General features: G+C 74.4%; 16 protein-coding genes. 7 read left to right on the top strand and 9 right to left on the bottom strand.

Annotated features, from left to right (window positions below; translation table 11 throughout):
• Nucleotides 1–9: 9 nt before the first annotated feature.
• Nucleotides 10–810, bottom strand: a complete 801-nt coding sequence (locus tag ACFCY1_RS10040; protein ID WP_375874136.1) for an enoyl-CoA hydratase-related protein — start codon at nt 808–810, stop codon at nt 10–12.
• A 297-nt stretch (nt 811–1,107) separates the two neighbouring features.
• Between ACFCY1_RS10040 and ACFCY1_RS10035 the strand changes: the two genes are divergently transcribed.
• Nucleotides 1,108–1,275: a DUF3117 domain-containing protein gene (locus ACFCY1_RS10035; RefSeq protein ID WP_074001376.1), complete on the top strand. Its 168-nt coding sequence runs from the start codon at nt 1,108–1,110 to the stop codon at nt 1,273–1,275.
• 154 nt (nt 1,276–1,429) lie between these two features.
• Here the strand turns inward: ACFCY1_RS10035 and ACFCY1_RS10030 are convergent, their stop codons facing one another.
• The gene (locus ACFCY1_RS10030; protein ID WP_049655642.1) at nt 1,430–2,062 is read right to left on the bottom strand and encodes an O-methyltransferase; all 633 of its coding nucleotides are present in this window, start codon (nt 2,060–2,062) and stop codon (nt 1,430–1,432) included.
• Nucleotides 2,063–2,349: 287 nt separating this feature from the next.
• Between ACFCY1_RS10030 and sigE the strand changes: the two genes are divergently transcribed.
• The 4 genes from sigE (at nt 2,350) to ACFCY1_RS10010 (ending at nt 5,577) form a co-directional block, all read left to right on the top strand.
• Nucleotides 2,350–3,081 (top strand): RNA polymerase sigma factor SigE, encoded by a 732-nt coding sequence (gene sigE / locus ACFCY1_RS10025; RefSeq protein WP_049655634.1) that lies wholly within the window; start codon nt 2,350–2,352, stop codon nt 3,079–3,081.
• A 122-nt stretch (nt 3,082–3,203) separates the two neighbouring features.
• Nucleotides 3,204–4,085, top strand: a complete 882-nt coding sequence (locus ACFCY1_RS10020) for a zf-HC2 domain-containing protein (protein WP_375874135.1) — start codon at nt 3,204–3,206, stop codon at nt 4,083–4,085.
• A 160-nt stretch (nt 4,086–4,245) separates the two neighbouring features.
• On the top strand, nt 4,246–4,686 hold the full coding sequence (locus ACFCY1_RS10015; protein WP_375874134.1) for a sec-independent translocase: 441 nt from the start codon (nt 4,246–4,248) through the stop codon (nt 4,684–4,686).
• Nucleotides 4,687–4,908: 222 nt separating this feature from the next.
• The gene (locus ACFCY1_RS10010; protein WP_049654115.1) at nt 4,909–5,577 is read left to right on the top strand and encodes a hypothetical protein; all 669 of its coding nucleotides are present in this window, start codon (nt 4,909–4,911) and stop codon (nt 5,575–5,577) included.
• A 68-nt stretch (nt 5,578–5,645) separates the two neighbouring features.
• Here ACFCY1_RS10010 and ACFCY1_RS10005 read toward each other — a convergent pair whose 3' ends face one another.
• The 4 genes from ACFCY1_RS10005 to ACFCY1_RS09990 form a co-directional block, all read right to left on the bottom strand.
• A complete protein-coding gene (locus tag ACFCY1_RS10005) occupies nt 5,646–6,806 on the bottom strand; it encodes an Mrp/NBP35 family ATP-binding protein (RefSeq protein ID WP_049654113.1) in 1,161 nt (386 codons plus the stop codon).
• A gap of 56 nt (nt 6,807–6,862) precedes the next feature.
• Nucleotides 6,863–7,519 carry a DUF1003 domain-containing protein gene (locus ACFCY1_RS10000; protein ID WP_375874133.1) on the bottom strand — a complete coding sequence of 219 codons (657 nt, stop codon included), beginning with the start codon at nt 7,517–7,519 and terminating at the stop codon, nt 6,863–6,865.
• Nucleotides 7,509–8,807 carry a magnesium transporter MgtE N-terminal domain-containing protein gene (locus ACFCY1_RS09995; RefSeq protein WP_049654112.1) on the bottom strand — a complete coding sequence of 433 codons (1,299 nt, stop codon included), beginning with the start codon at nt 8,805–8,807 and terminating at the stop codon, nt 7,509–7,511. Before ACFCY1_RS09995 ends, ACFCY1_RS10000 begins: the two co-directional genes overlap by 11 nt.
• Nucleotides 8,808–8,935: 128 nt before the next feature.
• Nucleotides 8,936–9,475: a hypothetical protein gene (locus ACFCY1_RS09990; RefSeq protein WP_049654123.1), complete on the bottom strand. Its 540-nt coding sequence runs from the start codon at nt 9,473–9,475 to the stop codon at nt 8,936–8,938.
• An 85-nt stretch (nt 9,476–9,560) separates the two neighbouring features.
• Between ACFCY1_RS09990 and ACFCY1_RS09985 the strand changes: the two genes are divergently transcribed.
• Nucleotides 9,561–10,529 (top strand): DMT family transporter, encoded by a 969-nt coding sequence (locus ACFCY1_RS09985; RefSeq protein ID WP_049654111.1) that lies wholly within the window; start codon nt 9,561–9,563, stop codon nt 10,527–10,529.
• Nucleotides 10,530–10,589: 60 nt separating this feature from the next.
• Here the strand turns inward: ACFCY1_RS09985 and corA are convergent, their stop codons facing one another.
• Nucleotides 10,590–11,711, bottom strand: coding sequence for a magnesium/cobalt transporter CorA (corA, locus tag ACFCY1_RS09980; RefSeq protein WP_049654109.1), 1,122 nt, complete (start codon nt 11,709–11,711; stop codon nt 10,590–10,592).
• Nucleotides 11,712–12,195: 484 nt separating this feature from the next.
• On the opposite strand from corA, the gene ACFCY1_RS09975 reads away from it, so the two are divergent.
• Nucleotides 12,196–12,837, top strand: a complete 642-nt coding sequence (locus tag ACFCY1_RS09975; protein ID WP_079271871.1) for a suppressor of fused domain protein — start codon at nt 12,196–12,198, stop codon at nt 12,835–12,837.
• Between the two features lie 89 nt (nt 12,838–12,926).
• Here the strand turns inward: ACFCY1_RS09975 and ACFCY1_RS09970 are convergent, their stop codons facing one another.
• Both ACFCY1_RS09970 and ACFCY1_RS09965 read right to left on the bottom strand, forming a co-directional pair.
• Nucleotides 12,927–13,787: a PHP domain-containing protein gene (locus ACFCY1_RS09970; protein ID WP_375874132.1), complete on the bottom strand. Its 861-nt coding sequence runs from the start codon at nt 13,785–13,787 to the stop codon at nt 12,927–12,929.
• Nucleotides 13,788–13,844: 57 nt separating this feature from the next.
• On the bottom strand, nt 13,845–14,483 hold the full coding sequence (locus ACFCY1_RS09965) for a DUF6758 family protein (protein ID WP_063780222.1): 639 nt from the start codon (nt 14,481–14,483) through the stop codon (nt 13,845–13,847).
• Between the last annotated feature and the right edge of the window lie 235 nt (nt 14,484–14,718).

Here is a 14,718-nt window from a genome sequence, read left to right as displayed (position 1 = left end):
ACACCGGCCCTAGCGGCCCAGGTACGTCGGCTTCTCCTTGGCGATGAAGGCGCGCACCGCGATCCGGTGGTCCTCGCTGTCGCCGGCCAGCGTCTGCAACTCGTCCTCCTTGTCGAGGAGTTCGTCCAGCGAGTGGGAGGCGCCGTAGGCCAGCGACTCCTTGATGGCGCCGTAGGCGACGGTCGGGCCCTCGGCCAGCTCGCGGGCGAAGGCCCGTGCGGTGGCGGCGAGTTCCCCGGCCGGCACCACCCTGGTGGCCAGGCCCAGCACGGCGGCCTCGGCGGCCTTGACCGTGCGGGGCAGCATCAGCAGCTCGGTGGCCCTGGCGTGCCCGACCAGCCGGGGCAGCGTCCAGGAGGCGCCCGAGTCGGCCGTCAGCCCGATCCCGGCGAAGGCGGTGTTGAAGCCGGCCCGGTCGGACAGGACGCGGAAGTCGCAGGCGAAGGCGAGCGAGGCGCCGGCCCCGGCCGCGACCCCGCCGACCGCGGCGACGGTCGGCTTGCGCATCCCGGCCAGCGCCCGCACCAGCGGGTTGTAGTGCTCGCCGACGGTCCGCAGCGCGCCCTCGCCGGTCTCCTCGGCCCGCTTCAGCATGGCCAGGTGCTCGTTCAGGTCCTGTCCGACGCAGAACGCCCGCTCGCCCGCTCCGGTGAGCAGGACGGCCCGCACCGCCGGGTCCGCGGCCGCGGCGGTCACGGCGTCGCGCAGCGCGACCTTGGTGGCGACGTCGAGCGCGTTCATCGCCTCCGGGCGGTTGATGGTGATGACGGCCAGGCCGCCGTCCAGCTCGTACAGCACGGAATCGGACATGGGTGAGGGCTCCCGGGATCGAGGCGTTGTCGGTCGTGTGTGTCAGGATGCCGGAGCACGCGGGGGCCTGGGGAGTGTGAGGTATCGCACCTTCGGGCGGTGTCCGCACCACCGCCACGCCGGGGCTTATGACGTGGTTTGCGGCGGTTGGGGGCGGTCCGGTCGTGGTTGCACCGAGAGTGATGTTGGTCATCAGCCCGTGGCATGCGGGATAATGGCTTCCGATCAATGCGTTCGATACCGGCGGTGGACGGACTGCCGGTGCGTAGCTGAGCGGTTGCAGGAAGGGGAACGAGCATGGCGGCCATGAAGCCGCGGACGGGTGACGGCCCGCTCGAAGTCACCAAAGAGGGACGGGGCATCATCATGCGCGTTCCGCTCGAAGGCGGCGGACGCCTTGTGGTGGAGCTCACGCCGGACGAGGCCCAGGCCCTCGGCGAGGCCCTGAAGAAGGCCTGCGGCTGACCGCAGCAGGTGCTCGCCATCTCCTGGAGATGTGCTGCCGGGCCCGGGTTCGACGTCATGTCGGCCCGGGTCCGCACGTTTTCCCGGGCCCGGGCCCGAAGGGGCGCCGGGCTCGGCGCGTGACGCTCAGCGCGTGACGCTCAGCGCTTGACGTTCAGCGCTTGACGGCGCAGAGCAGCCCGTCCGACACCGGCAGCAGCGCCGGCAGCAGGGCCTCGCTCTCCCGCACGTCCCGGACCAGGTCCCGGACCGCGCCGGTCTGCGGGTCCTGGAGCTCCGGCTCGGCCAGCCGGCCCTCCTGGAAGACGCCCTCGAAGCAGACCATCCCGCCCGGCCGCAGCAGCCGCAGCGCCTCCCGCAGGTACTCGCAGGACTCGACCGGGTCGCCGTCGCAGAACACCAGGTCGTACTGGCCGTCGGCGAGCCGGGGCAGCACCTCCAGCGCTCGGCCCGGTATGAACCGGGAGCGGTTGGCCGCGAACCCGGCCGCCTGGTACGCCTCGCGGGCCAGCTGCTGGCGCACCGGCTCGGAGTCGACCGTGGTGAGCACGCCGTCCGGCCGCATTCCGCGCAGCAGGTAGACCCCGGACACCCCGGTGCCGGTGCCGATCTCGGCCACCGCCTTGGCGTCCAGCGCGGCGGCCAGCAGCCGCAGGCAGGCCCCGCCGCTCGGTCCGATCGCCCGTATCCCGGTCCGCGCGGACTGCGCCCGGGCGTAGGTCAGCACGGCGTCCTCGCTCACGTAGGTGTCGGCGAGGGCCGCGTGCGCGGGCCCGAACTCGCTGATGGCTGCCTCTTTCGGAGCCCCGGGCGAGGCCCGGTGCCGAAGGATGTCGATATTTCCTGGCACAGATTACTGGCCGACCGGGAACCGCGTACGGCGGCGGGCCGTTGTCAGGACGGACCGGGTGCGGAAGACCTCCCGGGCACTTTTATCCGGGCTTGACGGGTGAGGTGGATATGGTGGTGGCCCTGCTGGGCAGAAGAGCCGACCGAGGAGGTGTGGCCGAGGGCGACGTCCCTGTGCGGCGGCACTCCCGCGGCACCGCGTCAGCCCGTACGCCGAAGCCCGTGATGAACCAGCCTGCGCACTCCGACCTGGACCAGCCCGTGGCCGCGACGCCGGCCGGCGGCGCCACCGAGGCCCCCGCCCTCGCGACCTTCACCGAGGGTCCCGACGCGCAGACCTGGACTCCGCCCAGCTGGGAGGAGATCGTCGAGGCGCACAGCGCCCGCGTCTACCGGCTCGCCTACCGCCTGACGGGCAACCAGCACGACGCCGAGGACCTCACCCAGGAGGTCTTCGTCCGGGTGTTCCGTTCGCTGTCCACGTACACCCCCGGCACGTTCGAGGGCTGGCTGCACCGGATCACCACCAACCTCTTCCTGGACATGGTCCGCCGCCGCCAGCGCATCCGCTTCGACGCGCTCGGCGAGGACGCGGCCGAGCGGCTCGCCTCCCGCGAGCCGAGCCCGGCCCAGCACTTCAGCGACACCCACTTCGACGCGGACGTGCAGCAGGCCTTGGACACCCTGGCGCCGGAGTTCCGCGCCGCGGTGGTGCTCTGCGACATCGAGGGCCTGTCCTACGAGGAGATCGCCGCCACGCTGGGCGTCAAGCTCGGCACCGTCCGCAGCCGCATCCACCGCGGCCGCTCGCACCTGCGCGCCGCGCTCAAGCACCGCGCCCCCGGCTCGGCCCCCGGCCGGGAGCGCCGCGGCGGCTCGGAGGAGCCGGTGCCGGTCGGCGTCGGAGCGGTCGAGGCCGCGGTCGCGCCCGGTGGGCGCGGACGGAGGCGGTCGTGAGCGGCACCAGCCGGTCCGGTTCGGGTCGGTCGGACGCCTCCGACCGGTCCCCGAACCGACGGGGCTGGGCCCTGCCGGGCCGTCGCGGAGGCGACGAACCCGGTGAGCCCGTGCTGCCCGCGGTGGCACTGCCCGCGGACACGGCGCTGCACGCGCTTCCCGTCCGCCCCGCCGCACCCGCCGAGGACCACCACCTCGGCGAGCGCCTCTCCGCCTTCCTGGACGGCGAGCTCGGCCACGACTCGCGCGACCGCGTCCAGGCCCACCTGGCGACCTGCCCGCACTGCCTCGCCGAGGTCGACGAGGCCCGCGCCGTCAAGCACATGCTGACCCGCACCGGCACGCCCGGCCCGTCCTCCGCGCTGATGGCCCGCCTGATGGCCGTCGGCGGCCTTCCCGAGGACGCCCCGGCGGACGGCGACTGGCCGGCCGGCCGCGGCCGCCGCGATGACGACGACGACCTGCCCGGCGGCGGGGTCGCCGCCGCCGGGACGCTCGGCGGCAGCCGGCTCGACGGCGGCTCCTTCGGCCGCGGTGCCGGGGCCTCCTTCGGCGCCGGCGCGCTCGGCGCGGACACGCCGCTGCCCGGGGTCGACCCGCGCGCCTTCGGGCGCGGCGCGGTGCTGCGGCCGCTGATGGGCCGGCGCTCCGCCCGCCCCGAGCCCACCGCCGCCCCCGCCCGTCCGCAGTCCTCCGCGGCCGTCGTCCGCCCGCCCGCGCGGGGCCGCCGGCTGGTGTTCGCCGCCGCGGGCGCCTTCTCCGTCGCCGCGGTGACGCTCGGCGGTGTCGGCGGGCTCAGCACGCAGGGCGAGGAGCGCCACGGCACCACCGTCAGCCCGCCCGGCTCCGGCACCGGACGCGGCGGCGGCCTCGTCCCGATGAACGCCCAGGTCCCGGTGGACTTCCCCGGCCGCCCGGTCGCCGCGACCCGCGACGCGACCCCGCCGGGCTCCCCGGAGCGCTACCCCGGGGGCGCCGTGGCACAGCGCCAGCAGACCCGCTAGAACAACCCTCGACGGACCCGGGACGCGCGCTCGATCCCCCGTCCGGACGGCCTCGGCCACCGGCAGGTCTTTACCACGGCTTCATCCCAGCGTGGACCAGGGACTCGCCGGTGGCCATTACCCTGTAGGAACCGTCGTCCGACGAGCTAGGGAGCCAAAGGTGTTCAGCGACGTGAGCGGGCTGGAGGTGCTGACCCTCGTCGTGATGGCCATCATCATCTTCGGTCCGGACAAACTGCCGAAGCTGATCCAGGACACCATGAACGTCGTCCGGAAGATCCGTTCCTTCGCCGACAACGCGAAGGAGGACATCCGCAGCGAGCTGGGCCCCGATTTCCAGGACTTCGAGTTCGAGGACCTGAACCCCAAGACCTTCGTCCGCAAGCAGCTCATGGGCGGCGAGGAGGACCCGCTGGGCCTCAAGGGGATGAAGGACTCGCTGGACATCCGCTCCGTCCTGGACGACAAGCCCGCGGCCCCGGTCAACGGCCGCAGCGGCAGCGTCAGCTTCGAGAAGTCCGCGCCGGCCTCCGCCCCCGCCTCCGCCGGCGCCCCGCTGGCCCCCGGCGAGCGCCCCCCGTTCGACCCCGACGCCACCTGACCGACCCCGCGTACGGCGCCCCGGCGCCGCGCCACCGCCCCGCCCGGCCACCCGGCTGAGCGGGGCGGTGGCGTGTGCGCCGCTATTGTGCTGATTGCTCCCGCTGAGCCGTCCGTCACACCGCGCCCCGTCGCGGACCCGGAACGGCCCCGGGGAGCGCCGCGGTACGCCACCATGGGAGCGCGCCACGGCAGGCAAACGTGTGTTTGAGGAGGCCCGGGGATGGACGCGACGAGTCAGGCGGGAGGGGCGACGGCCACGGCCGGCGGCCCGGTGGTCGGCGGACAGGCGGGCCCGGCGGACCCGCTGGTGCCCTACCTGTCCGCAGACTTCCCCTGGTACGGGTTGGACGAGGGCTGGACCGGCCGTCGCTTCCTGGTGCAGGCCGGCGCCGGCCCCCGCACCGCGGGCAGCGTCGACTACGGCTCGCTCGGCCACGGCGAGGAGCCGGCCCAGCGGTACGAGCCGCGCGACGTGCGGAAGTTCGCCGTCGTGGTCACCGTGGCCCGCCGGGACAGCCGCCGCAGCGCCGACAACACCGGCACCCTGGAGGCGACCTCCGCCTCCTCCGCCGCCTGGCTGGCCGGCTCCGGCCTGCTCGCCGGCACCTGGCCCGGGCAGCTGGACCGGGCGCTGCGCCAGGACTGGCTGGACCAGCAGAGCAGCCTCGCCTGGGACCTCGCCGACGACCTGGCCGGCCCGGGCTGGTCCACCCTCAGCCTGCCGGTCAACGGCCTGCCGCAGCCCTTCCGCTACCGCGAGTCCGAGTACGGCTGGGTGCTGGCCGGCGAGGCCCCCGGCGTCCTGCTCGGCGCCTACGGCCGCGGCGTCAGCGCGTACGGCCTCGGCTTCTCCACCGTCCCGGACCTGACCGCCTACACCCGGCCGTAGGGCCCGCGGCGGTACGGCGAAGGGCCGGGTGGTCTGGTCCGACCACCCGGCCCTTCGTCGTCACCGTCTCAGAACTTGTTCCTGGGCGTCAGGCCCAGCGACATCCCGGACAGCCCGCGCTGGCGGCCGCCGAGCTTGCCGGCCACCGCGCGCAGGGCGACGCCGGCCGGGGAGTCGGGCGCGGCGAGCACGACCGGGCGGCCGTCGTCGCCGCCCTCGCGCAGCCGCACGTCGATCGGGATCGAGCCGAGCACCGGGACGGTCGCGCCGACGGTGCGGGTGAGCGCGTCCGCGACGGTCTGGCCGCCGCCGGTGCCGAAGACGTCGATCATCTCGTCGCAGTGCGGGCACGGCATGCCGGACATGTTCTCGATCACGCCGACGATCTTCTGGTGGGTCTGCACCGCGATGGTGCCGGCCCGCTCGGCCACCTCGGCGGCGGCCATCTGCGGGGTGGTGACGATCAGGATCTCCGCGTTGGGGACCAGCTGGGCCACCGAGATGGCGATGTCGCCGGTGCCGGGCGGCAGGTCCAGCAGCAGCACGTCCAGGTCGCCCCAGTACACGTCGGCGAGGAACTGCTGGAGCGCGCGGTGCAGCATCGGGCCGCGCCAGACCACCGGGGCGTTGCCCGGGGTGAACATGCCGATCGAGATGACCTTCACGCCGTTCGCCTGCGGCGGCATGATCATGTCCTGGACCTGGGTCGGCCGGCCCTCGACGCCCAGCATGCGCGGCACGCTGTGGCCGTAGATGTCGGCGTCCACCACGGCGACCTTCAGGCCGTCGGCGGCCATCGCGGCCGCCAGGTTGACGGTCACCGAGGACTTGCCGACGCCGCCCTTGCCGGAGGCGACGGCGTAGACCCGGGTCAGCGTGCCCGGCTTGGCGAACGGGATCTCCCGCTCGGGGGCGCCGCCGCGCAGCAGCTGGGACAGCTCCTTGCGCTGCTCGTCGCTCATCACGTCGAGCTCGACCTCGACGCCGGTCACGCCGGGGACCTTCCCGACCGCCTCGCGCACCCGGGTGACGATGGTGTCGCGCATCGGGCAGCCGGAGACCGTCAGGTAGACCGCGACGCTCACCACGCCGCCCTCGGCGATCCCGACCGATTTCACCATGCCGATCTCGGTGATCGGGCGGTTGATCTCCGGGTCGTTGACGGTCGCCAGCGCCTGGCGTACGGACTCCTCCGTGACGCCGGCCGCGACCTCTGTCTCGTTGGCCATGCCTTGATGGTACGGCGCCCGGCGAAGTCGTTAACCGGTCGGTAGCGTGCCGCGGGTCACAGCGGCTCGGGGGCCTCCCGGCGTTCGTCGATCTCCTTGAGCAGGGACTGGAGTTCGGACCGGATGCTGCCCAGTTCAGAAGTGATGAAGGCCCGGGTGGCGACCTCGCCGAGCCCGTGCCGGAGGGCCGCGACCTCGCGGGTCAGGTACTCGGTGTCGGCGATGTTGCGGTCGCTGCGGGCGCGGTCCTGCTCCATGTTGACGCGGTCCCGGTTGTCCTGCCGGTTCTGCGCCAGCAGGATCAGCGGGGCCGCGTACGAGGCCTGCAGGGACAGCGCCAGGGTCAGGAAGATGAACGGGTACTCGTCGAAGCGCACGGACATCGGCAGCAGGGTGTTCCACGCTATCCAGACGACGACCACCACCGTCATCCAGACGATGAACCGCCCGGTGCCGAGGAAGCGGGCGATCCGCTCGGACAGGACGCCGAAGGCCTCCGGGTCGTAGGAGGGCAGCGTGAGCAGGCCGGGCCGGGCGGTGCGCGGCTGGTCGAGCCGGGCGCGGCCGGTGCCGGTGATCGGCGCGGTCTCCGCACGCCGGTCCCGGGCGCCCTCGCGGGTGCGCAGCTCGCGCAGCTGTCGCAGCTGGCGCAGTTCGCCCTGGAGGCGCCGGCGTGCGGAGTCGTTCGACCGTCCGCTGCGGTCACCGTCCATCGGTCACCCCTTCCGTCTCGTCGTCGCGGACCTCGTCGTGGGCGTGCAGCGCGGCGTCGCGCCAGTCGTCCGGCAGCAGGTGGTCGAGCACATCGTCGACGGTCACCGCGCCGAGCAGGTGGTCCGCGTCGTCGACGACCGGCGCGGCGACCAGGTTGTAGGTCGCCAGGTAGCTGGTGATCAGCGACAGCGGGGTGTCCGGCGGCAGCGGGTCCAGGTCGTCGTCGACCAGCGAGCCGACCAGGACGTACGGGGGCTCGCGCAGCAGCCGCTGGAAGTGCACGGTGCCCAGGTAGCGGCCGGTCGGGGTCTCGTTCGGCGGGCGGCAGACGAAGACCTGCGCGGCCAGCGCGGGCTTGTGGTCGCTGACCCGGACCCGGGCCAGCGCCTCGGCGACCGTCGCGTCCGGCTCCAGCACGATCGGCTCGGTGGTCATCAGACCGCCGGCGGTGTCCTCCTCGTACGTCAGCAGGCGGCGCACCGGCGCGGCCTCGTCCGGCTCCATCAGCTGGAGCAGCCGCTCGGCCTCGTCGCCGGGCAGCTCGGAGAGCAGGTCGGCGGCGTCGTCCGGGTCCATCGCCTCCAGGACGTCGGCGGCGCGCTCCTCCTGGAGCTTGCCGATGATCTCGACCTGGTCGTCCTCGGGCAGCTCCTCCAGGACGTCGGCCAGCCGCTCGTCGTCGAGGGCGGCGGCGACCTCGGCCCGGCGCTTGGCGGACAGGTGGTGCAGCACGCTGGCGAGGTCGGCGGGGCGCAGCTGCTCGAAGGTGGCGAGCAGGTTGGCCGCGCCCTGGTCCTGCTCGGGCAGCGAGAAGCCGGTGACGTCCTGCCAGTCCAGGGTGAGCCGCTCGCCCTTGCCCTTGCGCAGCCGGCCGGCCCGGCCGACCTGGACGAAGACCTTGCTGATCTCCCACTCGCGCAGCCGGGTCTGCACCATGCCGACGTCCAGCACGGTGACGTCCTCGGCGGTCTTGGACCAGGTGACGGTGCGGTCCAGCAGCTCGGCGAGCACCAGGGTCTCGGAGGGGCGCTGCTCGAAGCGGCGCAGGTTGATCACGCCGGTGGTGAGCACCTGGCCGGACTCCAGGCTGGTCACCCGGGTCATCGGCAGGAAGATCCGGCGCCGGCCGACCACCTCGACCACCAGGCCGAGCACGCGCGGCGGGCGGCCGCCGAGCCGCAGCGACACGACCACGTCCCGGACCCGCCCGACCTGGTCGCCGTTCGGGTCGAACACCGCGATGGCGGACAGATGGGAGATGAAGACCCGGGTGCCTGGCCCTGCCATGGACTCCCTCGACTCGCTCGACGCCGTACCGGGTGCGCCGGGGGCGCACTCGCGGCCAAGGCTACCCGCGTGCTCCGGGCCCGGCCGGGAGGCACGGTAGCCGCCGGACACGTCCTGGGCGTGAACCTTTAACGGCGCTTGAACAGCAGTTTGGGCAGGCCGGCCGGGATCGGCAGCCGGGTGGTGGCCGGGGTGGGCATCGGCTGGGCGGCGTGCGAGCCGTCCGGCATCGCCCCGGGGTGCTCGGTGAGCGGGCCGGTCGGCTCCAGCCGCAGCACCCGGCACTCGCGGGCCCAGCGCTCGGTGATGGCGTCGGTGTCGGGCGCGTTCAGCCGCTTGCCCTTGAGCTCCTCGACGGCGCCCAGCCAGGCCTCGCTGCCCGGGGCGGGTTCGACCACCCGGGCGCTCCAGCCGGTCAGCCGGCCGCCCTTGTCCTTGCTGCGGACGGTGACCACGGCCCCGGCGCCGGGCTCCAGGCCGTGCAGCGGCTGCTCGGCGCCCCCGCCGACCACCACGACCGCGCCGTCGTGCCAGGCGTGCCACAGCGGCCGGGCCTGCTCCTGCCCGTCCGCGCGCACCCAGAGCAGGCCGGACTTCTTCGCGGCCTCCTCCAGCAGGGCCCGGTCGAGGAAGTCGTCGGCGGTCGCGGCGGCGGGCGTACGGTCCATGGCGGACAGCGTACGGCTTTCGGCGTCCACCGGGTGTCTCAGCCTCCGGGCGACAGTTCCATTGCGCCGCCACGGGCCTTACCGTATGACCGCCCCACCCCCGCGACCAGCAAGGAGCGCCGTGCCCGCCGCCCGGCCCGCGACCGCCCCCTCCGCCGCCCCCGCGACCGCCGACCCGGGGCCGGCGCACCCGCTGCCCACCCTCGACCTGCTGCTGCTCGCCGTCTCGATCGGCGGCATCTCGCTGTCCGGCCCGCTGATCAGCGCCACCGCCGCGCCCGCGCTGGCGATCGCCCTCTGGCGCAACGTCATGTCGGTCGGCGTCCTCGGCCCGTACGCGCTGCTGCGCCACCGCGCCGAACTGCGCGGGATCGGCCGGCGGGCGCTGCTGCTCGCGGTGGCCGCCGGGGCGCTGCTCGCCGTGCACTTCGCGCTCTGGATGCCCAGCCTGCGGATGACCTCGGTGGCCTCGGCCACCGCCCTGGTCACCACCACCCCGCTGTGGACCATCCTGCTGATGCGGCTGATGGGCGTCCGGGCGCCGCGGCTGGTCTGGCTCGGCACGGTCGTCGCCTTCGCCGGGGTGCTGGTGCTGACCGGCGTCGACCTCTCGCTCTCCCCGCGCGCGCTGCTCGGCGACGCGCTCGCGCTCGCCGCCGGCCTGGCCGCGGCCGGGTACATGCTGCTGGGCGCCGAGGTCCGCAAGACCGTCAGCACCACCGCGTACACCCTGGTCTGCTACGCCACCACGGCCGTGGTGCTGCTGGGGATCTGCCTGGTCGCCGGCACGCCGCTGGCCGGGTGGCCGGCCGGGGTGTGGTGGCAGATCGTGCTGCTGATGGTCGCCGCCCAGCTGCTCGGCCACTCGCTGAGCAACCGCGTGGTGCGCAGCCTCGGGCCGTCCGTCACCTCGACCGCGATCCTGCTGGAGACGCCGGGCGCGGCGCTGATCGCCGCCCTCTGGCTGGGCCAGTGGCCGCCGGCGGCCGCCTACCCGGCGGTGGTGCTGATCCTGCTCGGGCTGGTCCTGGTGGCCCGCGGCGGGCGGCGCTGACCGCCGGCCCCGGCCGGGGGTACCGCCCTTGGCGGGGCCCGGGTGCCGACGCCGGCGCGGTCAGAGCCAGCCGTTGCGGCGGAAGCCCCGGTACATCCCGAAGCAGATCAGCACGATCGCGCCGAGCACCGTCGGGTAGCCGTACTTGTGGTGCAGCTCCGGCATGTACTCGAAGTTCATGCCGTAGACGCCGGTGATCATGGTGGGCACCGCGAAGATCGCCGCCCAGGCGGTGATCTTGCGCATGTCCTCGTTCTGCGCCACCGAGACCTGCGCCAGGTTCGCCTGGAGCAGCGAGTTCAGCAGCTCGTCGAAGCCGTGCACCTGCTCGGCGACCCGGGCCAGGTGGTCGGCGACGTCCCGGAAGTACTTCTGGATGTCCGGGTCGACCAGCCGCTGGAGCGGCTCGGACAGCTGCTGCATCGGGCGCAGCAGCGGTGCCACGGCACGCTTGAACTCCAGTACCTCGCGCTTGAGTTGGTAGACCCGGCCGACGTCGGCGCTGCGCCCGCCCTTGGCCGAGAAGACGCCGTACTCGATCTCGTCCACGTCGTTCTGGAGCCGCTCGGCGACCAGCAGGTAGTTGTCCACGACGTGGTCGGCGATCGCGTGCAGCACCGCCGCCGGGCCCTTGGAGAGCAGCCCGGCCTCGTCCGCGTCGGCCTCCAGCCGGTGGCGCAGCTCCTGCAACGAGCCGTGGCCGCCGTGCCGGACGGTGATCACGAAGTCCCGGCCGGCGAAGACCATCAGCTCGCCGGTCTCCACCACCTCGCTGGTGGGCGTGAGCTGGTCGTGCTCGACGTAGCGGATGGTCTTGAAGACGGCGAACAGCACGTCGTCGTAGCGCTCGACCTTGGGCCGCTGGTGCGCGTGCACCGCGTCCTCGACCGCGAGCGGGTGCAGGCCGAAGCGCTGGGCGATCCCCTCGAACTCGGCCTCGGTCGGCTCGTGCAGCCCGATCCAGCTGAACGAGCCCTCGCCCTCGGGGAGTTGGTGGGCAGCCTTGACCCGGTGGGCGGCCTCGCGCGGGCTGCACGTCTCGCCCCTGCGCTTGCCGTGCTGGTAGACCGCGCAGTCCACGACCGCCGAACCGGCGTCCTCGGGCAGGACGGCGTAGACGCCGGCCGCGCCCCGGCGGCGGTTGGTGCGGACGGCGGCGCGCAGGCTGTTGATCATCGACATGGCAGGCTCCCAGAGGCAGGAACCGTCGCGCGGCCGCGCGGAAGGAAAAACGTTCGGCCGCGGTACGACGGCGGAGAACACCGGTGAAACGGGGGATGAAAGTGCTCTCCCGGCCGGTCCGTCCGCCGTGGGGCCTGTGCCCGGGGCTACCGCGGCTGATTCAGCCGGTTGGGCCTGCGGGGCGCGGGGTACGGGGAAGTCGGGGCCGGGCAGAGCTGCCGGTACTGCATGGTCGGCCGGTATCCACCGCAACCACCTCCTTCGCGCCGCCGCCCCGGGACGAACGATCCCGGTGGCCAGTCGCTCACCCTAACATCTGACCGGGCGTCGAGGCCGAGGGGTTCCCGGAGGTTTCCGAAGGCTTTACGGGATCCTTGCCCCGCCCGGCCGTTGTCCCGCCACGGCGCCCCGCCGCACCGCCGTCGCACCGCCTCCGGCCCGCCCGCACGCGGCCCGCGAACCCCCGGGGGTTACGCTCACCGGCATGGCGCACGACTTCCCGCTCTTCGGCGACCCCCACGGCGGCAGCTCCCCGGAGCTCACCCGGGAGGCGGTGCTGGCCGCCGTCGAGGCCCGGCTGATCTCCACCTTCGGCGAACCGGGCGGCCGCGCCGCGGTCACCTTCCTCGGCGCCGACCGGATCGAGGTGCTGCGCTTCGGCCCGGACGCCGAGGGCCTGGTGCGCTACGCGACGCTCGGCATGTCCGCCGCGCCGATGGCCGACCCGACCGCGCCGGTCGCCGACCAGGTCCGCGGCCCGCGCGTCGAACTGGTGCTGACAGTCCGGGGCGGGCGCGACAGCGTGCTGCGCACCCTGGCCACCTTCGCCGCCACCCCGCAGGTCGAGGGCCTGGTGGTGGCCCCGGGCGGCTCGTTGGACCTCGGCTCGCCGCTCTGGGACGGCGCGCCCTTCACCTCGGTGCTCGCGGCCGAACCGGGCGGCCTGGTCGAGGACCTGGAGCTGGCCGAGCCGGCCGACCCGGTCCGCTTCCTGCCGCTGCTGCCGATGACGCCCAACGAGGCGGGCTGGAAGCGGGTGCACGGCGCGGCCGCGCTCCAGGAGCGCTGGCTCGACCAGGGCGCCGACCTGCGCGACCCGGGCCGACGCGGCGTCCGGCTGGACTGACCGCCGCCCGGCCGTACTCCGAAACTCCGAACGCCGGGCCAAGGGACTCATGATCCCCTGGCCCGGCGTTCGCGTTCGTTCGCGTCCGCTCAGCGCTCGATCGGCTTCGCGCCGGTCGCCTGCGCCAGCAGCGCCCCGTACACCTCCGGGTCGGTGGTGTGCTCGCCGAGCCGTACGGTCTTGCGGGTGCCGTGGTAGTCGCTGGAGCCGGTGACCAGCAGGCCGAGTTCGCCGGCCAGGCCGCGCAGCCGCTCCCTGGTCTCCTCGTCGTGGTCGGTGTGGTCGACCTCCAGCCCGGCCAGTCCGGCCGCCGCGAGGTCGGCGATCACCTGGTCGGAGACCGTCCGGCCGCGCTTGACCGCGCCGGGGTGGGCGAACACCGGCACCCCGCCGGCCGCCCGGACCAGCCGGACCGCCGTGACCGGGTCGGTCTCGTGCTTGCGGACGTCCGCCCGCCCGCCGTTGGCCAGCCAGTCGGCGGTGAAGGCGTCCGAGACGGTGGCGACCACGCCGGCCTCGACCAGCGCGCTGGCGATGTGCGGCCGGCCGACCGAGCCGGCCCCGGCGATCCGCCGCACCTGCTCCCAGCTGATCTCCGCGCCGAGCTCCCGGCAGCGCTCCACGATCGCCCGCCCGCGCCGGAACCGGTCGGTGCGCACCAGGTCCCGCTCGCGCGCGAACTCCGGCTCCTCCGGGTCGAACAGGTACGCCAGCAGGTGCAGGCTGATGCCGTCCACGGCGCAGGACAGCTCGGCGCCCGGGACGACGGTCAGCCGGCTGCCCGCGGGCAGTGCGCGCACCGCCCCGGCGGCCTCGGCGTGGCCGGCCACGGTGTCGTGGTCGGTCAGCGCCACCACGTCGAGGCCCGCGGCGACGGCCGCCGCGACCAGCTCGGCCGGGCTGTCGGTGCCGTCGGAGGCGTTGCTGTGGGCGTGCAGGTCGATGCGCACGGATCGGGCTCCTGGAGGCTCGTGGGTGCCGCCCAGGATAGGCCTAGGCCCTGGCCGTCAGCCGAGGAGCCGGGGGGAGAGCGCCCCGCAGGGCAGCAGGTCCAGTTCGGCGCCGGCCTCGCGCAGGTCGGTCAGCACCAGCTCGTCGTACATCACCAGCGCGGACTGCTCGGGCCAGGCGACCGCCCAGAGCCAGAGCCCGCGGGCCTCGCCGACGAACACCGCGCGGTCGGCCGGGGCGTCCGGGACGTGGAACATCGGGGTGGGCCGGCCGGCGGCCAGCAGCTTGGCGTCGGCGGGCTTGTAGAGGCCGACGGAGTCGCCCGGGTCCGGCCCGGACAGGCCCGCGTAGCGGGCGCCGAGGCCGACCCCCAGCTCCTCGGCGACCAGCACCAGCTCGCCGAAGCCGCCGAGCGGCGCGGGCCCGGAGCAGGCGACGGCGGTGGCCCGGGCGCCCGAGACGTCGTCGCCGACGTGGGCGATGCCGGTGTAGAGCCAGCCGACCGGGAGCGGCCAGGGCAGCCAGACCGGGACCTGGGAGCGGGCGACGGCGACGCCGAGGGCCTCCACACTCGGGGGCAGCACGGGCTGCATCGGGTGCACGGCTCCGTGCCGGTCGCACTGCCAGGTGTCTGAGAACAGACCGGGGGCGCGGACCCGACCGGCGCACCTCGGGCAGCTGGGCTCGCCCCTCATAGCCGTCAACGCTCCTCCCTCCGGACCGCCGCGTCAAGGACGATCACCCGTACGGAGGGCTCGGCGGCACCTGTCGGTGGCGGGCGCCCGGACCGGCGCCGGGTGGGCGTGGCACGGGCGGTTCCCGTTGGGGGATGTCCCGTCCCGGGCGGCGGCAAACGTCCGGGGCGTCGACCCCGGAAACACTGACGCCCCGTCATCGGCGAATGCGGTGACGGGGCGTCAGTCGGGTATC

The organism is Kitasatospora sp. NPDC056273, assembly GCF_042268845.1.
Classification (GTDB): Bacteria; Actinomycetota; Actinomycetes; order Streptomycetales; family Streptomycetaceae; genus Kitasatospora.
This window is presented reverse-complemented; position numbering and strand designations above follow the sequence as displayed.